The organism is Propioniciclava sp. LT432, assembly GCF_059515965.1.
Genome location: NZ_JCAKNE010000013.1, coordinates 101,655 through 120,542 on the forward strand (window position 1 = coordinate 101,655; position 18,888 = coordinate 120,542).

Sequence of the window (18,888 nt, forward strand, 5' to 3'; positions counted from 1 at the left end):
CATTGTGCCAGCGTGCCGGGTGTCCCGGGTCACGCGAGGCCCTGCGCGGTGAGCCAGTCGGCGGCGATGTCGGCCGAGCGGGCCTGCTCGTCGATGCTGCGGGCGTTGAGGGCCTGCAGTTCGGACACGGTCAGCTTGGCGTTCACCGCCTCGATCGCCGCGGCGGCCTTCGCGTCGACCCGGTCCGAGACCAGCGGGATGACGTTCTGCGGCAGGATCATCCCCTTCGGATCCTCCAAGATCACGAAGTCCTGCTTGGCGATGGTCGGGTCGGCCGTGTACAGGTCGGCCACCTGGACGGTGCCGTCGGCCAGCGCACGCGCGGTCAGCGGGCCGCCCGAATCCTCGACGGGAACGAGCTGGATCTCGACGCCGTAGAGGTCCTTCGCCCCCTTCGGGCCGTACGGACGGGTCGCGAACTCGGCGTTGGCGGCCAGCTTCACCGGCTGCGGGGCCTTGGTGAGGTCTCCGATCGACACGAGGCCGTGCTGGTCGGCGAAGGCCTTCGTGACCGTGTACGAATCCTGGTCGGACGCCTCCGCCGCGGCCAGGACGCGGAGGCCGTCGGGTAGCGCGTCCCCGAGGGCGGCGGTGACGCTGGCGGCGTCCGTCACCTGGGCGGTCTTGTCGTAGTACTGCAGGAGGTTGCCGGAGTACTCCGGGAGGACGTCGATCTCCCCGGCCTCGATCTCGGGCAGGTAGACCTCGCGCTGGCCGATCTGGAACTGCCGTTCGACGGTGAAGCCCGCGTTCTCCAGGGCCTGGGCGTAGAGCTCAGCGATGATCTCGTTGGAGTAGTACTGCTGCGAGCCCACGACGAGCGTCGCCCCGGCGGCGGGTGCGGATGGCCCGGCCGTGGCCGGCGCGGTGGTCGGGGCCAGGGGGTTGGATTGCGCGCAGCCGACCAGGGTGCCGGCTGCGGCAAGGGCGATGAGTGCGCCGAGGCGGCGGCGGGAGATGTTCATCATGGTGCTCACTTTCGTGGAGTTCGGGTGGTCAGGTCGTCAGGCCCGCGGGCGTGGCGAGGCGTTGGAGGAGGGCGAAGATGAGGTCGCAGCCGAGGGCCAGCGCCACGACGAGCAGCGACGCGGCGAGCATCTGGGGATAGTCCTGCGTCTTGAGGCCCAGGAACAGGTAGCGACCGAGTCCACCTGCCCCAACATAGGCGGCCAGCGTCGCGGTGGCGATGACCTGGAGGAAGGCCGAGCGGACGCCACCCACCAGCAGGGGCAGGCCGAGCGGCATCTCGACCCGGGTCAGCACCTGCAGTTCGGTCATGCCGGACGCCCGCGCACCGTCCACGGCCAAGGGGTCGACCGCCTCGATGCCGGAGTACGCGCCGGCCAGCACCGAGGGAAGGGCCAGGACGACGAACGCGACCATGGGTCCGACCAACCCGATGCCGAGCAGGACGCCCAGGAGGGTCACCAGGCCGAGGGTGGGCAGGGCACGGGCTGCGCCCGAGAGCCCGACGGCCAGGCCCCGGCCACGCCGTGCGTGGCCCACCCACCAGCCGATGGGGAGGCCGATCAGGCAGGCGATGAGGACGCCGACGATCGAGTAAGCGAGGTGCTCCACCAGGCGGTTGCCGATGCCGTCCTGCCCGGGCCACCGGGCAGGGTCAGCGATCCACGCGAAGGCGTCCAGCAGGTGGTTCATGCGCCGGCCCCCTTCGTCGCGAGCACCGACGAGAGTCGCGACGCCTTGTCCCGGCGCGTCCAGGGGAGCAGCAGGCCACCGGCCAGCACCAGCAGTGCGTCGATTGAGAGCGCCAGCACGACGGTCGCGATGATGCCGGTCAGCACGGACGCGATGATGCCGCGCTGGAACCCATCGGTGAACAACAGGCCCAGGCTCGGGACGCCGAGGACGGCACCGACGGTCACGAGCGACACCGTGCTGACGGCCACCACGCGCAGGCCCGCCAGCAGGGCGGGCCCGGCGAGCGGCAGGTCCACCCCCACGAAGCGGGCCAGCGGTGTGTGGCCCAGGGCGTCCGCCGCGTCCAGGACGCGCGCGTCGACCTGGCGCAGGGCGTCCGCCGTGACCGGGACCATGAGGGCCAGGCCGTACAGCGTGAGGGCGATGACGATGTTGAGCGGGTCCCGGATGCCGGTGCCGATGATGACCGGCAGCACCACGAACAGCGGCAGGGACGGGATGGCGTAGAACAGGCCCGCCCCGGTCAGCAGGGGCCCGCGCAGCCAGCCGACCCGGTTGGCCAGCCACCCGATGGGCACGGCCAGGAGGAAGCTCAACAGGATGGGTGGGATCGACAGTGCGAGGTGGCTCAGCGCACGGTCGCCCACGATGTCGAGGTTGTTGGCGAGCCAGTTCATCGGCGCAGCACCCCGGCGGCGCGGCCGTGTGAATCGACGAGGACGCCGTCGCGTTCGGTGAGGTCCCGGTCGCCCCGGTTGAGGCCCAGGAAGTCGGCGACGAAGCCATCGACCGGTGCGGCGAGCAGTTCGGGGCCGGTGCCCCGCTGCGCGACCCTGCCGTGCTGGGCGAGCAGGATGATCTGGTCGCCCAGGCGCAGGGCCTCGTCGACGTCGTGGGTGACGAACACGATCGTCTTGGCCAGCGTGGACTGGATGCGCAGGAGCTCGTCCTGGAGCTCACGGCGCACCAAGGGGTCGACGGCGCCGAACGGCTCGTCCATCAGCAGGATGTTCGGGTCGGCCGCGAGCCCGCGGGCCACGCCGACGCGCTGCTGTTGGCCCCCCGAGAGCTGGCTGGGGTAGCGGCGCCCGAGGTGCTCCTCGAGGCCGACCAGCGTCATGAGCTCGCGGGCCCGCGCGTGGGCGTCCGACCGGGGTGTGCCGTTCAGCAGGGGCACGGTGGCGATGTTGTCCAGCACGGTGCGGTGGGGGAGCAGGCCGCCGTTCTGCATGACGTAGCCGATGCTGCGGCGCAGGTGGACGGGGTCGCGCCCGGCGATGTCCCGGCCGTCGATCGTGATGGTGCCGGACGTGGGCTCGACCATCCGGTTCACCATGCGCAGGATCGTGGTCTTGCCGCTGCCCGAACTGCCCAGCAGGACGGTCGTGCGGTGCGGGGGGAACTGGGCGGAGAAGTCGGCCACGGCAACGGTGCCGTCGGGGTAGGTCTTGGTCACTCCGTGCAGGTCGATCATGCGGAGGGATGCCTTCCTGGGCGTGCGGTGCACCGGGGTGCCGACCGTCGAGCCCCCACCCTACCGCCGACCTCGGCCGAGGCGCGCGCATCACCGCCGCGAGCCGGCGAAGGGGCCGCGACCCGAAGGTCGCGGCCCCTCGACGACAGCCCTGGGATCAGTGCTGCGTCTGCATGCGGTGGCGGGCGTTGGTGGCGGGCCGGATGGCGGCAGCGGTCACCGCGGCGGCGACCAGGCCGGCGATCCAGGAGGTCCACGCCGCGGAGGTGGCGGACATCGTCGTGTTCGCGTACGAGCCGATCCAGGGCGACAGGAACAACAACAGGCCCACGACCAGTTGCCCATACTCGAGCCACGGAGTGCCCGGCATGGCCAGATTGATGACGGCGGTGATGACGAGCAGGGTGCCGAACACCAGCATCAGCACCCGGGACGACCCCATCGGGGACGTCCAGATCAGAGCAGCGAGGACCGTGAACAGGCCAGCCGCGCCGGCGACATAGTCCTCCCAACGGGTCCACTTCCTCATGCGGATCGCTTCCCTCCACACTCATTCCCCGGTCCGTCCGGGGCGGTTCCATTCTACGCCGGAGGGGTGGAAACGTTATCCCCACATGAACATGAAAAAAACCGCCCTGACCAAGTCAGGGCGGCTTTCTCGTGGGGTGAGTAACGGGACTCGAACCCGCGACATCCTGGACCACAACCAGGTGCTCTACCAGCTGAGCTATACCCACCATCGCTGCGAACAGCGAAGGACATCATAACCCGTCGGCGCCCTCGGCGCGAATCGGCGCGGTGGCAGGCGCCTGCGGGTGCCGGTTGCCCGTGAGGGTGCCCTGGTGTCGACGGGCGATCTCCCGGAGTTCCGCGGCGGCCGGCCCGGGCGAGGGCACGAACAGGGCCTCCCGGTAGTAGCGCAGCTCCTCGATCGACTCCTGGATGTCGGCCAGGGCGCGGTGGTTCCCCGACTTGGCCGGCGAGTTGAAGTAGGCCTTGGAGAACCAGCGCCGTGCCAGTTCCTTGATGGTGCTGACGTCCACGTTGCGGTAGAGCAGGTGGCCTTCGAGTTCCGGCATGTCGCGCGCGAGGAACGCCCGGTCGGTGCCGACGGTGTTGCCGGCCAGGGGAGCCTTGCGTGGTTCGGGGACCCACTCCTTGACGTAGGCCAGGACCTGGGCCTCGGCGTCCGCCATGGTGGCGCCGCCGGCGAGTTGCTCCAGCAGACCGGAGTTGGTGTGCATGGTGCGGACGTAGTCGCCCATCGATCCCAGCGCCTCCGCCGGCGGGGCGATGACGATGTCCACGCCCTCGCCAAGGACGTTGAGGTCACCGTCCGTCACGAGCGCCGCCACCTCGATGAGCGCGTCCGCACCCAGGTCGAGGCCGGTCATCTCGCAGTCGATCCACACAAGTCGGTCATTCACGCGCCCACTCTAGGGCGCGCCGAGTGGATAGGCTGTTCGCGTTCCCCCCAGTCGCCGTGTCAGGAGTGCCCATGGACCCCACCAACCTCCAGGAGATCCTCGACGAGGCTCCGGCGCAGCGGGAGAACCTGCGCCAGTTCATCGACAAGCTGGTCCACGAGGGTTACACCGTGGGGGACGCCGAGGGGTCCGACCCGGCGCTCATCGACCCGGGCGGCCGCGCCGTCGAGACGTGGCGGGAGGACTACCCCTACGACGAGCTCCTGACGCGTGACGCCTACGAGGCGGAGAAGTACCTGCTGCAGGTCGAGTTGCTGAAGCTGCAGTACTGGAGCCAGGACAACGACATCCGCCACATCATCCTGTTCGAGGGCCGCGACGCCGCCGGCAAGGGTGGCACGATCAAGCGGTTCACCGAACACCTCAACCCCCGTGCCGCGCGGGTGGTGGCCCTGACGAAGCCCACCACGACCGAGCAGGGCCAGTGGTACTTCCAGCGCTACATCAACCACTTCCCGACGTACGGCGAGATCGTCATGTTCGACCGCTCCTGGTACAACCGGGCGGGCGTGGAGCGCGTGATGGGTTTCGTCAGCGACGAGCAGTACGAGATCTTCATGAGGCAGGCGCCCGAGTTCGAGCGCATGATCATCGACGCCGGCATCCACTTGACGAAGTTCTGGTTCTCGGTCACCCAGCGCGAACAGCGCACGCGGTTCGCCATCCGCCAGATCGACCCGGTCCGTCGCTGGAAGCTCTCGCCCATGGACCTGGAGTCGCTCGATCGCTGGGAGGACTACACGGCGGCGAAGGAAGCCATGTTCGAGCGGACGGACACCGACTGGGCGCCCTGGTTGACGATCCGGTCCAACGACAAGAAGCGCGCCCGCCTGAACGCCATGCGCGCGTTCCTGGTCCAGTTCGACTACGAGGGGCGGGACGACTCCGTGGTCCAGGCGCCGGATCCGCTGATCGTGAAGCGCGGCCGGGAAGCCGTCGGCGACTGAGCCGTCGGCGACCGAGTCATCGCGAGGATCGGCCCACGTCCGGCTTGGCCCAGTGCCACAACCAGGCGCCGCCGACGAACCCGATGGCGGCCACCGCCCACGCGGCGACCGACAGGGACGCGGCGGCCGCCAACGCGCTGATCACGAGGGGGCCGGCCGCGTGGCCGATGCCTGTCGTGAGTCGCCAGCCGGCGAGGAAGTGCGTCCGGCCCACGGCTGGCGAGTGGTCGGAGCCCAGGGTCAGCACCACGCCCGAACTGATCCCGTTGCCCAGCCCCAGTCCGACGGCCACCGCCGTCAGCCCGAACGCGGTCGCCGTGAGGGGCAGCAGGCCGAAGCAGGCTCCCATGATGAGCATGGACGGGACCGCCACCGCCCGTCGGCCCAACCGGTCCATGAGGGAGCCGCCCAGGTAGAAGAGGGTCAGGTCGATCGCCGAGGACGCCGCGAAGATCAGGCTGGTCTGGGCCGCGTCCAACCCGATGGACGCCGCCCACAGCGGGAGCAGCGCGTCGCGGGAGGCCCGCACCAGCATCAGGGCCGCCGCGCCCAGCCCGACGGTGAGGTAGGTCCGTGCGTGCGCGCGCAGCACGGACGCCATCCCCGCGGGCTCGGTCGCGGAGTCGACGCCGTGCTCGGGCAGGTCCGGGAGCAACAGGCTCGTGGCGGCGGCCGCCAGTGACGTGGCGATGGCCAGCCAGTAGGCGGCGCGCAGGTCGAAGACCGTCACCACCGCCGCGCCGGCGAGCGGGCCCAGCAGGTTGCCGACGCGGAACACGCCGCCGAGGGTGGACAGCGCGCGGGCGCGGAGCCGGTAGGGGATGAAGACGGTCAGGAACGACTGGCGGGCGATCATCAGCACCGCGCCCGACAGGCCCAGCACGAACACGGCCCCCGCCAGCACCCAGACGTTCGGGGCCAAGGCGGCGGTGAGCATGGACAGGGCGTCCACGACCAAGGAGCCGACCAGGGAGCGGCGCTCCCCGAAGCGCTGCGCCACCATCCCGGCCGGCAGGGCGCCGATCAGGCTGCCCATTCCGAGCAGCGCCACCACCAGTGCTGCCTGGGGAACCGTGGCACCCAGGTCGTGGGCCGTCAGGGCGAGCAGCGGGACGACGGCGCCGAAGCCGACGAACGACAAGGTGGTGGGCAGGTAGACCGACAGGGCGAGCGTGCGCCACTCGCTGCGGCTGAGACTGTCCTGTTCCACGGGAGGTGAACCTACTCCCTGGTGGTGCCGCACAGGTTCACCGGCTACCCTTGACGAGATCGTTGAAACTGCAACCAATGGAGTGACATGGCCAAGAGCAAGAAGGCGTCGAGTGACCGCGCCGCTCGGGTGCAGGCGATGCAGGCCGAGCAGGCTCGCAAGGAGAGACGCTGGCGCATCGGCATAGCCCTGGCGGCCGCGATCCCGGTGCTGGCGCTGCTGGCGGCCGTCCTCCTGCCGTTCCTGCTGGGGGCGCGCAGCGTCGACCAGAACGCGCCGGTCGAGGGAGTTCAGACGTTCGAGGGCTTGTCCGCCAACCACGTGTCGACCCCGGTGCAGTACGCACAGAACCCGCCTGTGGGCGGTGACCACACCGGCTACTGGCAGAACTGCGGCATCTACGCCGAGCCCATCCAGCCGATCGAGCCCGCGGTCCACTCACTGGAGCACGGCGCCGTGTGGATCACCTACGACCCGGCGTTGCCGGACGACCAGGTCGCCAGGCTCCAGGGGCTCGTGCGCGGCAAGCCCTACGCGATGCTGAGCCCGATGCCCGGCCTGCCCTCGGCGGTGGTCGCCAGCGCGTGGGGTCTCCAGTACCAGGCGCAGGACGCCTCGGACGCCCAGCTGTCCACGTTCCTGACCCGGTACATGCAGGGTCCGCAGACGCCCGAGCGCGGCGCCGCCTGCTTCGGCGGCGTGGGGACCCCGTCGTGAGCGCGAGCGAGGCGCCCCGCCCGACCCGTGGTGTCGGGGTGGTCGTCGCCCTCACGGTCGGCGTGGTCGCGCTCGCCCTGGCCGCGTTCCTGTTCGGCCGCCTCAGTGCCGGCCCCGCGGCCGAACGCCCCAACGCGGTTGACGTGGGCTTCGCGCGCGACATGGCCGTCCACCACCAACAGGCCGTCCTCATGGCGACTGTCGTCGGGGAGCGCGCCACCGACCCCGAGCTGAAGAAGATCGCACTGGACATGGTCCTCACCCAGCAGAACCAAGCCGGCCAGATGCAGGGCTGGCTCGCGCTGTGGGGGGAACCGTTCGCCTCCGAGGAACCTCCGATGCGCTGGATGGGCGGCGAACATGCGAGCCACGGGGCCGAGGAGCCGATGGCCGGGTTGGCCTCGCAGGCGGACCTGAACGCGCTCGAGGCGTCGACCGGCGTCGAGGCCGAGCGCCGGTTCCTGACGCTGATGATCCCGCACCACGAAGGCGGCGTCCTGATGGCCCAGCACGCTGTCGACCACGCCGCAGTGCCGGCCGTGCGCGACCTGGCCCGGTCGATCCTTCAGGCGCAGACCACCGAGTTGGAGACCCTGCAGAAGTTCCTCGACGAGCGGACCCCCTAGAATCGGTGGCCGGAGCCCCCGTAGCTCAATGGATAGAGCACCGGCCTTCTAATCCGATGGTTGCCCGTTCGAGTCGGGCCGGGGGCGCTCAATGCCTAGTCAGGGGCATGTCGGTTCTTGCGGGGAGGTCCGAAAAGGGCCGCGAGACCAACTTTGAGACCAACTTTGAGTTTTCGCGACATCGAAACGCCTACAGAAGGGGGCCGATCTCGCTCTTGTCGCCGAGCGGATCGCGCCCCAAGTAGACACTCATGGTCATGGAGGCATCTGCGTGCCCCAGCTGGTCAGCGATCACGCCCACGGGCACGCCGGCCTCGGACAACAGGGTGGCTACGGTCCTGCGAAATGTGTGGGGGATTGCCCAGGTGAAGCCCGCGCCGTCCAGGACGTCGCGGACCCACTTGCCCAGGTTGCTGTCACCCGGCGGAACGTTGTTCGGCCCGTACCTCCGCAGCCCGTTCGCCAGTACGTGCTCCTCAGGGAAACCGAGGGAGAACACAAAAGGGTCGGGGTGTTTCCAGCCAAGCATCACTTGCCGACGGTGGTGCAACCGCTCGATCAACCACTGCGGGAGGTTGTTGATGCGGTCGGAGCTGGTCGTCTTCGTCCCCCGGATGCGGACACGTCCGGCGATCAGATCGACGTCCTCCCACAGCAACAGGCGCGCCTCGTTGATGCGGGCACCTGTACCGGCCATCAGCGACATCAGGTCTGCCGTCGCCGTCCATTTGCGTTGGGTCCGGAGGTTGGTCGCCGCCTGCGCCAGGGCATCGGCGTGGGTGAGGACCTCGGTGCGTTCGGCGCGGGTGAAGGCACGCTTGCGGTTCCTCACCGATTGCTTCGGGGTGGCGGTCGAGACCGCCCCGATCGTGGCAGCGAAGTTCACCCTGATTACCCCGCGACGCAGGCACAGCCCCAAGATTCCCGACAGAACTGAGCGGCTCATCTTGGCGGAGGCGTTGCCGCTGGAGTCCGCGATCCTTTGTAGAAACAGAATGATGCGCTGCGGCTCGTTGACCTGGGCGATCGTCCTGCCCCGCAATGGGGATCCCAGCGCGTCGATGTGGCGGTAGTAGTGACTTCGGTACTCCCGCTTCGTGCGCTCGGAAAGGCCGCCACGCGCAGGGCGTGCCTCCGGGCGCTGGATCCAGTCCAGCCACACCGCGCCGGCATCCACGAAGGGAGTGGTGGGCGTCAGGACCGAGTTCTCCTCGGCGGCATCCTTGAGCCGGATCTCGTCCAAGGCGTCCTCGACCGCTTTGACCGAGTCGGGCTTCGTCTTGGCCCACCGGGCCACCTCGATACGGGCACCGTCTTCCGTGCAGTACTGGCACCGGGCACGCCACACGGTGGCTTTGCGACGATTCTCCACCGCTACGCGACGTCCGTTCTCGCGCCGATAGGGCGATGCCTCGATGGGTGAGTTTTCACCGGGCTCGAGCTTGTGCCTCACCATGCTCGGCAGGCTCAGGCTGTCTTGGCGGCGCACATCAGACGGTCCACCTCATGGGGTTCCACCCGAATCAGCCGGGCGCCGTAGCGGAACGCGGGGAGGCGTCCGCTGGAGATCCAACGGCGCAGCGTCTTCACGGTGATGCCAGTCCGCTCCGCGGCCTGGGCGAGGGTCTCATACGTCTTGGGGTACATGTCTGTCTCCTCTCGTACCCCCACAAGCAGCGAACCGCGAGTTAAGGGACAGACAGGTATGCAGTTGTGGAGGGACGTTTGAGTTCTGCATGACGTGTCCACCGGCGCAGAGCAGCACGACACTCGCTTTCTTGAGACGCCCCCCAACTTCCCTTCACAAGCAGTTACGCTGTGAAGAGATCCCACCCCCGGGACCGTTCACGGCACGCCCGACTCGACGTCGAAGTCGGCTGCTTTGGCATCCCCGGAAAGTTCACACGGATTCGCGTGGCCTTCCAAGGGGGTTTCCATGCTTGTGGAGGTCAAGGAGGCCCGATGAACAACCGCACCAAGACACTCACCAGCGCCGCAGCAGCCGCGCTGGCCCTCGGGCTGGGCGGATGCATCAACCCCACCCCGCCCACTCCGAGCCCCACACCCATGCAGACCGTGGACCCCACCCCAACCCCCTCACCCTCACCCACCCTCTCCCTGACAGCAGAGCAGGAGGCTGCCGCCGACGCCGTCCTGAGGTTCTACGAGATCGTCAACCAGGTGGCCAGCAACGATGAGGTGGACCTCAACAGTGTCTACGAGGTGGCTGGAGGAGAAACCGCACAGGCTTGGCTTCGCGACTTGCAGGCAATGAAGGTTGCCGGCTTGCTCCAAGTTGGGTCCGCCGAACCTGAAGTGCGAACCGTTGAGGGATTGGCCGAGCCGTACACGGTGGAGACCTGCGTGGACACATCTAAGGTCAACGTGGTCAATGGGGCCGGGGACTCTGTCGTGGGGGATGATGGTCCGACCCGCATCCTTTATCACTACACAGTTGAGACTGTCGGCTCCCACTTGCGGGTAACTAAGGGCGAAGCGGTGAGTTCCCAATGCTGAGACTCACGTTCACCACCTTGGCCCTTCTGTTCCTCGTCCTATTCAACGTCCCCACGGCGTCAGCGGAGACAGTTACCCCGGTAGTCACATGCCCTGAGGGGAGGATCTTCATCGCAGGAGTGTGCATACTCAAGACTGCAGTGAGCGTTGACAATCCTGGCGATCCGCCGAATGCAGCCATTGGGACGCCGCGGCAGTGTTTCGACGGAGGACGCGAGATCTCGTGTTTCCACGAACGCTATGGAAGTTGGAACGCCGCTCGAAGCTGCTACATGGCGCCGACGAAGTTGCAGCCGGCTCCTGGGCATCCGGTTTGGGAGTCGCATAGGGACGGACTCATCTATGACTGCATCCACCCTTCGAATCCCGGGTTTGTGACCCTGGTGTGGGGTCCAGCGGCTGAGGCGGTTGACCCGCGGGCGCTAGCCGAGCAGTTGCGGGCGTCGATGCGGTTTGAGCCGGTGTCGATCGGGATCGTTCCCGAGCCCGGGCCGGACCGCATGGGTCTGGTGGGCATGCCGACGTGGATGTGGGCCGCGAATCCTGGCCCGACGACGTTGGGCCCGCAGACGATGAGCCTGTCGGCTGGTGGGGTGTCGGTGACGTTGACCGCCGAGGTCGTCTCCACGCGTTGGGAGATGGGCGATGGCGGGGTGGTGACCTGCCGCGGGCCGGGCACTGCCTACGAGGACCGCTACGGGGCGATCGATTCCCCGACGTGCGGCTACCGCTACTCCAAGCAGGGCACCTACACGGTGCGTGCGTTGACGAACTGGTCGGCGGTGTGGCGTTCGAACACCGGCGATCAGGGCGTTTTCACCTGGCAGGTCGTGAGCTCGACCGAGATCAACATGGGCGAGGCCCAAGCACTCAACCAGTAGAAGGAACGATGATGACCACCACCCCCACCCGGTCAGCCAGCAACAACCACGCCAGTCCTGCGGCACCAGCGCCGGCGGATGCCGTGGCGAGCCCGCCGAAGCTGCGACGCCGGCCTTTGGTGGGCGTGGTCGCGGGAGCGTTGGTGCTGCTGGGCGGCTTGGGTGGGGTGTGGGCTTGGCAGTCGTCCACGTCGACGGTCGAGGTCTTGGCGACCCGTGCTCCGATCGAGCGCGGGGACAGCATCGGAGCCGACTCATTGATGGTCGTGCGCGTCAACCCTGATCCGGCTCTCCAGTTGGTGCCGGCTGACCGGTTTGATGCGGTGGTGGGGCAGCGCGCGGCGACCGATCTGGTGGCGGGCGGGTTGCTGGCTGCAGACCAGGTGTCGGAGGTGTTGCCGCCAGCTGAGGGCATGTCGGTGGTGGGGGTATCGCCCGAGGTGGGGTTGATGCCGGCGGAGCCGTTGCGGCCTGGTGATGCGGTTCGGATCGTGCAGACACCCGGCGCCCAGGGTGATGTCGTTGATGCCCCGGTGTCTCTGTCGGCCGAAGTGTTGGCGGTGCGCACGGTGGACAACCGTGTGGTGGTGGATGTGTTGGTCCCCTCGGCTTTGGCCCCGGAGGTCGCCGCACGTGCGGCCACCGGCCGGGTGGCCATCGTGCTGGACGCCAGGGAGCGCTGAACCATGGCGCTCTTCACGCTGGTGTCTGCATCTGGGGCGCCCGGGGTGACCACCACCGCGTTGGCGCTCGCCGTCGGGTGGCCGCGACCGGTCACGTTGGTGGAAGCCGACCCTCGTGGCGGTTCGAGCATCCTGGCTGGCTTCTTCAAGGGCACCGTCGACCAGCCAGGCCTGCTGCAACTGGTCCTGGCGCACAGGCAGGGCCAGCTCGCTGCGGCGCTCCCCAGCCTGCTGATGCCGATCGACGCGTCCCAGGCGCACCTGTTGGCCGGGACCCGCTCCCATGATCAAGCCGTCGGTTTGGACGGACTGTGGACACCCCTGCTGCAGGTGCTGCGTGGCCTCGGTGGCAAGACGGGGCAGGACGTTATCGTCGATGCTGGGCGGCTCGGCGCCGATGGGTGCCCTATGCCGCTGGTGGTCGGCGCGGACACGACCGTGTTGGTGGTGGGCTCGAGCCTGCCAGCCGTGGCGGGTGCCCGCTCTTGGGCGGCGAGTCTCCGTGAGCGGACCAGCGGCCATCTCGGCCTGCTGGTGGTCGGGGAGGACCGGCCCTACTCGGCCCGGGAGGTCGCGCGCGCCCTGTCGGTGCCCCTGTTGGGGACCATCGAGTCCGCTCCAAAGCATGCTGCGGTCTACTCCGACGGTGCCGCCCATCCCCCGGCGCGCGGTCTGGTGGGCTGGCGCCGCCGCTCCGCAGCTGACGCGTTCGCCCACTCGCCCTACACGCGCAGCATCAACGCACTGGCCGAAGCCCTGCGCGCCACCGGCGCAACCACATCCATGTCGCCGATCGAGGCTGAGGAGCGTTTGTCATGACTGACCAGAGGAACAGGCATGACCTGGGCTCCCTGCCGCTGTTCACCGGGGGCGAGCTCTCCAACGCGGGCGAGAACCGTCCCGGGCGCGTGCGCGGAAACTTCCGCCTCACGAACGAGACACCGAACCCGGCCGTCATCCCCTCGACAGTTGGCGTGACCACTCCACCGCCGGGGCTGGGCGCCGTTCCGGCATCACAACTCACGGACGACGTGTGGCCGGCCGACCTGTCCGAACCGGTGGATTGGTCGCTGGTGGCGGCGTTCCGGGCCCAGGCGTCGGAGCAATTGACGCGCGTGTTCGGCGAGGATCGTACCCACGTGTCGCGCGAGTTGCAGGAGGAGCAGGGGCGCGCGATCGTGGTTGAGCTGCTCGACTCAGCTGCGGCTGATCTGGTGATGGCAGGCAAGCCGGCTTGGTCGCCGGGCTTGCAGCAGCGCCTGACCCAGGCAGTGTTCGACGCCCTGTTCCGGCTGGGCCGCCTGCAACCGCTGGTGGAGGACGATCGGGTGGAGAACATCCTGATCGATGGCTGCGATCGGGTATGGCTGGGCCTGACCGATGGCACGACCGTACCCGGCCCCCCGGTTGCGGATTCGGACCAGGAACTGATCGACTTCCTGTCGTTCCTGGCTTCGCGGTCTGAGGTGAACGCTCGACCGTTCTCGGAGGCGCAGCCGTCGTTGCACCTGCGTCTGGATGGCGGATACCGGCTGGCCGCCACCGCCTGGGTGACCCCGAGGCCGGCGGTGGTGATCCGCCGGCACCGGCTCATGCAGGTCCGGCTCTCCGACCTGGTCGCCCGCGGCGCCTTGTCCAGATTGGCGGCGTCCTTCTTGTCCGCGGCTGTGGCGGCACGGCAGTCGATCATCGTGGCCGGCATCCAAGGGGCGGGCAAGACCACGATGATGCGCGCACTGGCTGCCGAACTGCCCAACGACGTGGTGATCGGCACCTTCGAGACCGAGTACGAACTGCACCTGCACCAGTTCCCCGACCAACACGATGTCGTCTTCGCGTGGGAGGCCCGTCCGGGCTCGGGTGAGCGGCACGCGGATGGTCGGATGTCGGGGGAGTACTCGATCATGGAGCAGCTGAATGACTCCTTCCGCTACGCGTTGGGTGTGCAGCTGGTCGGTGAGGTCCGCGGCCCTGAGGCCTGGCCGATGTTGAAGGCCATGGAATCGGGGCCCGGCTCGATGTGCACCACGCACGCCACCGACGCCGAGGGCACCATCGGCAAGCTCGTCACCTGTGCGATGGAGGCCGGCCCGCACGTCACCAGCGACTTGGCGGTCCGCAAGCTCGCCCAGGTCGTCGACCTGATCGTCTACCTGCGCGTGGAGAGCGTTCCCCAGCCGGACGGCTCGAGCCGCAAGGCCCGCTGGGTGTCCGAGATCGTGCACGTCACGCCGGGGGAGAGCGAGAAGGGTTACGCGCTCACCCACGTGTTCCACGCTGCCCCGGGATCACGCACCGCAACGCCGGGCACGCTGCCCGACAGCCTGCGCAGCCTGGCCGATCACGGCTTCGACCTTCCTGGGTTCTACGCCCACGCCCAAGGACGCCGACCATGATCCCCGTGATCCCGGCCCTGTCCGGCGCCCTTGTAATGGCCGGCATCCTCTTGGCCGTGTGGGCGCTCATCCCACGCCCCGAACCGGTCGGCCGACCGATCCGTCGCCCGGCTCGCAAGGGCCGCGTGCGGGTGTGGTGGGAGCAGTTGGGGCCGCGGATGCGGTGGGCGCTGGTGGCAGCACTGGTCGTTGGCGTGCTGGTGGGAGTGTGGACCGGTTTCGTGCTGGCGGCGTTGGTGTTGCCGCTGGCGGTGGCCGGGCTGCCGTATCTGACGGCCACGTCCACCGAGTCGCGGAGGATTGCCCGGTTGGAGGCGATCGCGGAGTGGACGCGCAGCCTGGGTGGGGTGCTCTCGGTCGGTGTTGGCTTGGAGCAGGCCCTGATCGCGACCCTGCGGTCAACCCCCGAGGACATCCGACCCGAGGTGGCCCGTCTGGTGGCGCGCTTGCAGGCGCGCTGGCGGACCGAACCGGCGTTGCGGGCGTTCGCCGACGACCTGGATGACGCGACCGGCGACATGGTGGCCGGCGCCCTGATCCTGAGCGCCCGCCGACGCGGCGCCGGCTTGGCTGCCGTCTTGTCGGGTCTGGCCGAGACGGTCGCCGAGGACGTGACCGCACGCCGGAGGGTGGAGTCCGACCGGGCCAAGCCCCGCCAGACCGCACGGATCGTGACCGCCATTTCCGTGGTCGCCCTGGGCGGCTTGGCGCTGTCGGGCACGTTCATGGCCCCCTATGCGACGCCCGTGGGGCAGGTCGTCCTCGCGGTCCTGCTCGCCGCCTACGCTGCGACCTTGGTGTGGATGCGCAGGATGACCCAAGGTGCCCCCCTCCCACGGTTCCTCACCGAAAGCCATGGGTTCAGGATTACTGAAGGATCCTCCGCCTTGAACCCAAGGGTAGGTCACTGATGAGCCGCTCACGTGTTACCTGGGGTTCGGGAACTGGGGGGTACGGGTGTGTGGTCCTCAAGGTCGGGGTGGGTGAGGGTGCTCAGGTAGTGCGCGGCGGTCTCGATGGTGATGCCGAAGAAGTCGCAGAGGCGACGGTGGTCGCCGCCGGCGTTGACCTCGGCGAGGATGCGGTCCTGGCGCATTGCGCTGGGTGGGATGCCGAGCTTGTCGGTGAGCCAGGGGACCCGGACGGGTTCGAGGGTGGATGCGGACCGGCTGTGCACGAGGAAGTGCGGGTTGATGCTGCCGGGCCAGCGGTGGTGTCGGTGGAGGAGGTACCGGTCCAGCGTGGCCTTGGTGGCGTGGGCGAGCAGGATCGTGCGGTCTGGCAAGTGGATCCGGTGGTCATGGATGTCGACCAGTTGGAGGGCGCTGGCTTCGGCGGGCCGCAGCCCGTGGACGCCGATCAGCGCGGTGATCGCGGCGGTGGCTGGGTCGGGGGAGTTGAACAGGGCACCGAGCACGGCGGTATCGGTGGGCATGGGGATGCGTCGCTCGAAGTTGCCCATGTTGAGTTGGGCGGTCGGGTTGACGAAGAGCACGTGGTGTCGCTTGAGGGTGGTGAAGATCGAGCGCAGCGCGGCGCCCAGTTTGGCGCGTGGGGTGCCTTCGCCGGGCAGGGCGGCGAGGATGTGCGTCCGGCTGATTTCGCGCAGCGATTGATGGCCGGCTGCTGCCCAGGTGAGGAGCGTCGGCAGGGCCCATCGCGTGCGGAGCTTGATCGACTGGTCGTGGCGCGGTCGGCTGCGCGGCGGGGTGGTGCTGCCGTGGTGCAGCACGTTGAACCAGATCAGCAGTTCGTCGGCCATGGGGTCGGGCAGGCCTTGGAGTTGGCGTTCGAACCAGGCGTCCAGCGTCGAGGTGCGGTCGTCGATGAGCATCCCGGCGTCTTGCAGGACGAGGAGCGCGAGTCGGACCCGGAGGCGGTGTCCGATGAGGTCGAGGACGTGGCTGGCGCGGATGGGTGGGGCGGTGATCTGGTGCTTGGCCAGCAGGACCCGCAGCGTGATCCGGGTCTTGAGGGATTGCCGTTGGGTCCAGCCGTGCCGGGCGGCCATGTCGAGGGCATGGTCGTCGAGTTGGGTGGCGAATTCGTGGTTGGGTGGCTCGCCGACACCGTGGCGGCGGGCGGGATCTTCGACCGGGTGGTAGTCGAACAGGCTGGGTTGGTCGGCGTTCGTCGATGGAGGGCCGGTATCGGGTGCTTCCAGGGGTGTGCCGGGCAGCGGCAGTTGATCGCGGCGACGTCGGAAGTCACGGCGACGGTGCGGTCGGTATCCGTTGCGGTATCCGCTCATGTCGGCGAACCACAGCTGTTGTCCGCCGCGGTTGGCGGTGACCACGTCGCGGGGGAGTCCGTACTGGGCTTGGTTGTAGAGGGTCTGCATCCAGCACAGGCGGCAGGCCTGGTGCTCGTTGATGGCGAGTTCACGATGGCAGCTGATGCACACGCCCTCGACGGGATAGCGGTGACGCCAGCCGCGGCAGGCTTGGCAGGTCCATCCGCGGAGGCGGGTGACTCCCCAGGCCAGGCAGTCGCGGCAGGAGTCGGGCGGTTGGGGTGCGAAGGGATGGCATTGGCGGCACAGCCGGCCGGCCCAGTAGTCGCCGGTGGCGCCGCAGCTTCGGCAGGGAAGCGGTCGGCCGAAGCTGCCGGGTTTGCAGTCGTAGCACCAGCGACGCTTGACGTAGGCCTCGGGCTTGCGTCCGCAGCCCTCGCACGTCTTGGGGGCGGTCACGCGGGTGGCTTGCTGCGGGGACGCCCCGTTGTCGGCGCTCGCCGTCGGGCGGGTGCCGTGGGTGAGGCAGCTGCCACGGCCTTGACGGCTTGTTGCCGGGCGGTCACTGCGTCGGGTTCGCACACGAGGATGTCGGTCGGCTGGCAGCCGAGCACGAAGCAGATCACATCGAGGTCATCGAGCCGGATGGTGGTGGGTGTTCCAGCCCATAGCCCGGACATCTTCCCGGCACTGATGTCGAGGCCGGCCTCGGCCAGCCGTCGGCGTAGTTCGGTGGATTTCCAGATGCCGGCCTCGGCGGCCTTCATCCGCAGGTTCCAGCGCATGGGTTCATACCTCCTTGTGGGGTGCGGGGTGGGTGATTCGATCCAGGGTCCGCTGGTTGGCGGCCGCCCAGGACGCTTCGATGTGGGTGGAGTGGACGTGGATGTACTGGGTTGTGGTGGACAGCCAGCTGTGACCCATCAACTCCTGGATGGCCTTGAGTGTCATGCCCTGCTGGTACAGGTGCGATGCGCAGTAGTGCCGCAGGACGTGGGGGGTGAGCCGTCGGCTCCAGTCCGGCAGCCACCGTTCCACGGCGTCGGCCAGTCCGGTGCGGAGTGCTTCGGTGCCGAGCCGGGTGCAGTGGCCACTGAGCCGGTCGCGTCGTTCGCTGGGCAGCAGCGGGGCGGCAGGGTCGTCGTAGTCGTCGCCGAACTGGTGGCGCACGTCGGTCAGCCACCACTCCAACAGTGCGTCGACGTCGTCGATTGCTGGCACGATTCGTACTTTGGCGCCTCGGCCCCGGCTGCCCTTGCCGTGGCGGACGTGCAGCTTGCCGTGGGGACCAAGCTCGGGATGCCAATCGGCGACGTCCAGCATGACCGTCTCGTTGATCCGCAGACCGAGCCGTCGCCACAGGGACGCGGCCAGATAGTCCCGGGCCGCTGGAAGGTACTTCCGGCTGTCGGGCAGCGCATCGCGCCACCCGTCGAACAAGGCACGGATCTCGTCTGTCCGCGGGGGAACCCTGGTCGCGGTGGCGGCGGCGATCGCCCTGGGCCGGTTGAACTCGTCGATGGGCTGGACGACGACCTGCCCGAACAGGGCATGGATGTCGCCCTGGTACCGAACGATGACGAAGTCGTAGAACTTGGCCAGCGTGCCCGCTCGAGCGGCGACGGTCGACTTGGCGAGCCCGCGCTGGGTTCGTGCCGCACGAAGGTACCTGTCGGCGTCCTCTACCTGCGCGGTCCACAGCGGACGACCCAGGAACCGTGTGAAGTCGAAGATCGCCCCGCGTTCGGCGGCGGCCGTCCCATCGGTGAGCCCGGCAGCACTGAGGGCCAGCGAGTACTGGTCGATGAGTTCCTGCTCGAACTCCTCGGCGTCGATCCGGCTACGCGAACTGCGCGCCGACTCGACCGACCGCACTACCGCGAGCGCCATACCCCAACCTCACAAACCTCAACGAGTTGTCGAGAACTTAGCATGAACGTCAGGAATCATGACGCACGGTCAGGATGGCGTGTCGGATCCCCCTCCCGTCATCAGTCCAAGTCACCGGCCCACCACACCACACGGTCCCTCGCGGAACTGAATGGTGTTGAAACA

At 68.6% G+C, this 18,888-nt stretch carries 21 protein-coding genes and 2 tRNA genes; 10 read left to right on the top strand and 13 right to left on the bottom strand.

Features of this window, described 5'->3' with window-relative positions; translation table 11 throughout:
- Positions 1-29 precede the first annotated feature (29 nt).
- From AC5YDV_RS09095 to orn, 7 genes are all read right to left on the bottom strand, one after another.
- Entirely contained in the window at positions 30-968 is a 939-nt protein-coding gene (locus AC5YDV_RS09095) for an ABC transporter substrate-binding protein (protein WP_496182996.1), read from the bottom strand.
- 28 nt (positions 969-996) lie between these two features.
- The gene (locus AC5YDV_RS09100; protein WP_496182997.1) at positions 997-1,659 is read right to left on the bottom strand and encodes an ABC transporter permease; all 663 of its coding nucleotides are present in this window, start codon (positions 1,657-1,659) and stop codon (positions 997-999) included.
- A complete protein-coding gene (locus AC5YDV_RS09105) occupies positions 1,656-2,339 on the bottom strand; it encodes an ABC transporter permease (RefSeq protein WP_496182998.1) in 684 nt (227 codons plus the stop codon). Before AC5YDV_RS09105 ends, AC5YDV_RS09100 begins: the two co-directional genes overlap by 4 nt.
- Positions 2,336-3,136, bottom strand: a complete 801-nt coding sequence (locus AC5YDV_RS09110) for an ABC transporter ATP-binding protein (protein WP_496182999.1) — start codon at positions 3,134-3,136, stop codon at positions 2,336-2,338. Before AC5YDV_RS09110 ends, AC5YDV_RS09105 begins: the two co-directional genes overlap by 4 nt.
- A gap of 157 nt (positions 3,137-3,293) precedes the next feature.
- Positions 3,294-3,665: an SPW repeat domain-containing protein gene (locus AC5YDV_RS09115; protein WP_496183000.1), complete on the bottom strand. Its 372-nt coding sequence runs from the start codon at positions 3,663-3,665 to the stop codon at positions 3,294-3,296.
- Between the two features lie 132 nt (positions 3,666-3,797).
- Positions 3,798-3,873 (bottom strand) — tRNA-His (locus AC5YDV_RS09120).
- A gap of 24 nt (positions 3,874-3,897) precedes the next feature.
- Positions 3,898-4,563, bottom strand: a complete 666-nt coding sequence (orn, locus tag AC5YDV_RS09125) for an oligoribonuclease (protein ID WP_496183001.1) — start codon at positions 4,561-4,563, stop codon at positions 3,898-3,900.
- A 71-nt stretch (positions 4,564-4,634) separates the two neighbouring features.
- Between orn and ppk2 the strand changes: the two genes are divergently transcribed.
- The gene (gene ppk2, locus AC5YDV_RS09130) at positions 4,635-5,570 is read left to right on the top strand and encodes a polyphosphate kinase 2 (RefSeq protein WP_496183002.1); all 936 of its coding nucleotides are present in this window, start codon (positions 4,635-4,637) and stop codon (positions 5,568-5,570) included.
- 16 nt (positions 5,571-5,586) lie between these two features.
- Here ppk2 and AC5YDV_RS09135 read toward each other — a convergent pair whose 3' ends face one another.
- Positions 5,587-6,780, bottom strand: a complete 1,194-nt coding sequence (locus tag AC5YDV_RS09135) for an MFS transporter (protein ID WP_496183003.1) — start codon at positions 6,778-6,780, stop codon at positions 5,587-5,589.
- An 87-nt stretch (positions 6,781-6,867) separates the two neighbouring features.
- Here AC5YDV_RS09135 and AC5YDV_RS09140 point away from each other — a divergent pair, with 87 nt between their 5' ends.
- The 3 genes from AC5YDV_RS09140 (at position 6,868) to AC5YDV_RS09150 (ending at position 8,210) form a co-directional block, all read left to right on the top strand.
- A complete protein-coding gene (locus AC5YDV_RS09140; protein ID WP_496183004.1) occupies positions 6,868-7,497 on the top strand; it encodes a thioredoxin-like domain-containing protein in 630 nt (209 codons plus the stop codon).
- A complete protein-coding gene (locus AC5YDV_RS09145) occupies positions 7,494-8,123 on the top strand; it encodes a DUF305 domain-containing protein (protein ID WP_496183005.1) in 630 nt (209 codons plus the stop codon). The genes AC5YDV_RS09140 and AC5YDV_RS09145 overlap by 4 nt, the downstream gene beginning before the upstream one ends.
- Before the next feature lie 14 nt (positions 8,124-8,137).
- A tRNA-Arg gene (locus tag AC5YDV_RS09150) sits at positions 8,138-8,210 on the top strand.
- Positions 8,211-8,313: 103 nt separating this feature from the next.
- Here AC5YDV_RS09150 and AC5YDV_RS09155 read toward each other — a convergent pair.
- Both AC5YDV_RS09155 and AC5YDV_RS09160 read right to left on the bottom strand, forming a co-directional pair.
- On the bottom strand, positions 8,314-9,579 hold the full coding sequence (locus tag AC5YDV_RS09155) for a tyrosine-type recombinase/integrase (protein ID WP_496183006.1): 1,266 nt from the start codon (positions 9,577-9,579) through the stop codon (positions 8,314-8,316).
- A gap of 11 nt (positions 9,580-9,590) precedes the next feature.
- Positions 9,591-9,770, bottom strand: coding sequence for a helix-turn-helix domain-containing protein (locus AC5YDV_RS09160; RefSeq protein WP_496183007.1), 180 nt, complete (start codon positions 9,768-9,770; stop codon positions 9,591-9,593).
- A 315-nt stretch (positions 9,771-10,085) separates the two neighbouring features.
- Here AC5YDV_RS09160 and AC5YDV_RS09165 point away from each other — a divergent pair, with 315 nt between their 5' ends.
- The 6 genes from AC5YDV_RS09165 to AC5YDV_RS09190 all read left to right on the top strand — a co-directional run bounded on the left by AC5YDV_RS09165 (position 10,086) and on the right by AC5YDV_RS09190 (position 15,511).
- A complete protein-coding gene (locus AC5YDV_RS09165; protein ID WP_496183008.1) occupies positions 10,086-10,640 on the top strand; it encodes a hypothetical protein in 555 nt (184 codons plus the stop codon).
- 446 nt (positions 10,641-11,086) lie between these two features.
- Positions 11,087-11,521, top strand: a complete 435-nt coding sequence (locus AC5YDV_RS09170; protein WP_496183009.1) for a hypothetical protein — start codon at positions 11,087-11,089, stop codon at positions 11,519-11,521.
- 11 nt (positions 11,522-11,532) lie between these two features.
- Positions 11,533-12,204 (top strand): SAF domain-containing protein, encoded by a 672-nt coding sequence (locus AC5YDV_RS09175; protein WP_496192470.1) that lies wholly within the window; start codon positions 11,533-11,535, stop codon positions 12,202-12,204.
- Positions 12,205-12,207: 3 nt separating this feature from the next.
- Positions 12,208-13,023, top strand: a complete 816-nt coding sequence (locus AC5YDV_RS09180) for a CpaE/TadZ family protein (RefSeq protein ID WP_496183010.1) — start codon at positions 12,208-12,210, stop codon at positions 13,021-13,023.
- On the top strand, positions 13,020-14,600 hold the full coding sequence (locus AC5YDV_RS09185) for a TadA family conjugal transfer-associated ATPase (protein WP_496183011.1): 1,581 nt from the start codon (positions 13,020-13,022) through the stop codon (positions 14,598-14,600). The genes AC5YDV_RS09180 and AC5YDV_RS09185 overlap by 4 nt, the downstream gene beginning before the upstream one ends.
- Positions 14,597-15,511: a type II secretion system F family protein gene (locus AC5YDV_RS09190; protein ID WP_496183012.1), complete on the top strand. Its 915-nt coding sequence runs from the start codon at positions 14,597-14,599 to the stop codon at positions 15,509-15,511. The genes AC5YDV_RS09185 and AC5YDV_RS09190 overlap by 4 nt, the downstream gene beginning before the upstream one ends.
- Before the next feature lie 8 nt (positions 15,512-15,519).
- Here AC5YDV_RS09190 and AC5YDV_RS09195 read toward each other — a convergent pair whose 3' ends face one another.
- From AC5YDV_RS09195 to AC5YDV_RS09205, 3 genes are read right to left on the bottom strand one after another with little or no spacing between them, the layout of a single operon-like run.
- The gene (locus tag AC5YDV_RS09195) at positions 15,520-17,292 is read right to left on the bottom strand and encodes a site-specific integrase (protein WP_496183013.1); all 1,773 of its coding nucleotides are present in this window, start codon (positions 17,290-17,292) and stop codon (positions 15,520-15,522) included.
- Positions 17,289-17,618 carry a helix-turn-helix domain-containing protein gene (locus AC5YDV_RS09200; RefSeq protein WP_496183014.1) on the bottom strand — a complete coding sequence of 110 codons (330 nt, stop codon included), beginning with the start codon at positions 17,616-17,618 and terminating at the stop codon, positions 17,289-17,291. The genes AC5YDV_RS09195 and AC5YDV_RS09200 overlap by 4 nt, the downstream gene beginning before the upstream one ends.
- A gap of 4 nt (positions 17,619-17,622) precedes the next feature.
- Entirely contained in the window at positions 17,623-18,723 is a 1,101-nt protein-coding gene (locus tag AC5YDV_RS09205) for a tyrosine-type recombinase/integrase (protein ID WP_496183015.1), read from the bottom strand.
- Positions 18,724-18,888 lie beyond the last annotated feature (165 nt).

Excerpts from the sequence above, each read along its gene's own strand:
- AC5YDV_RS09095 (WP_496182996.1), bottom strand. The coding sequence starts at position 968 with ATGATGAACATCTCCCGCCGCCGCCTCGGCGCACTCATCGCCCTTGCC.
- AC5YDV_RS09100 (WP_496182997.1), bottom strand. The coding sequence starts at position 1,659 with ATGAACCACCTGCTGGACGCCTTCGCGTGGATCGCTGACCCTGCCCGG.
- AC5YDV_RS09105 (WP_496182998.1), bottom strand. The coding sequence starts at position 2,339 with ATGAACTGGCTCGCCAACAACCTCGACATCGTGGGCGACCGTGCGCTG.
- AC5YDV_RS09110 (WP_496182999.1), bottom strand. The coding sequence starts at position 3,136 with ATGATCGACCTGCACGGAGTGACCAAGACCTACCCCGACGGCACCGTT.
- AC5YDV_RS09115 (WP_496183000.1), bottom strand. The coding sequence starts at position 3,665 with ATGAGGAAGTGGACCCGTTGGGAGGACTATGTCGCCGGCGCGGCTGGC.
- ppk2 (WP_496183002.1), top strand. The coding sequence starts at position 4,635 with ATGGACCCCACCAACCTCCAGGAGATCCTCGACGAGGCTCCGGCGCAG.
- AC5YDV_RS09140 (WP_496183004.1), top strand. The coding sequence starts at position 6,868 with ATGGCCAAGAGCAAGAAGGCGTCGAGTGACCGCGCCGCTCGGGTGCAG.
- AC5YDV_RS09155 (WP_496183006.1), bottom strand. The coding sequence starts at position 9,579 with ATGGTGAGGCACAAGCTCGAGCCCGGTGAAAACTCACCCATCGAGGCA.
- AC5YDV_RS09160 (WP_496183007.1), bottom strand. The coding sequence starts at position 9,770 with ATGTACCCCAAGACGTATGAGACCCTCGCCCAGGCCGCGGAGCGGACT.
- AC5YDV_RS09165 (WP_496183008.1), top strand. The coding sequence starts at position 10,086 with ATGAACAACCGCACCAAGACACTCACCAGCGCCGCAGCAGCCGCGCTG.
- AC5YDV_RS09170 (WP_496183009.1), top strand. The coding sequence starts at position 11,087 with ATGCGGTTTGAGCCGGTGTCGATCGGGATCGTTCCCGAGCCCGGGCCG.
- AC5YDV_RS09175 (WP_496192470.1), top strand. The coding sequence starts at position 11,533 with ATGACCACCACCCCCACCCGGTCAGCCAGCAACAACCACGCCAGTCCT.
- AC5YDV_RS09180 (WP_496183010.1), top strand. The coding sequence starts at position 12,208 with ATGGCGCTCTTCACGCTGGTGTCTGCATCTGGGGCGCCCGGGGTGACC.
- AC5YDV_RS09185 (WP_496183011.1), top strand. The coding sequence starts at position 13,020 with ATGACTGACCAGAGGAACAGGCATGACCTGGGCTCCCTGCCGCTGTTC.
- AC5YDV_RS09190 (WP_496183012.1), top strand. The coding sequence starts at position 14,597 with ATGATCCCCGTGATCCCGGCCCTGTCCGGCGCCCTTGTAATGGCCGGC.
- AC5YDV_RS09200 (WP_496183014.1), bottom strand. The coding sequence starts at position 17,618 with ATGCGCTGGAACCTGCGGATGAAGGCCGCCGAGGCCGGCATCTGGAAA.
- AC5YDV_RS09205 (WP_496183015.1), bottom strand. The coding sequence starts at position 18,723 with ATGGCGCTCGCGGTAGTGCGGTCGGTCGAGTCGGCGCGCAGTTCGCGT.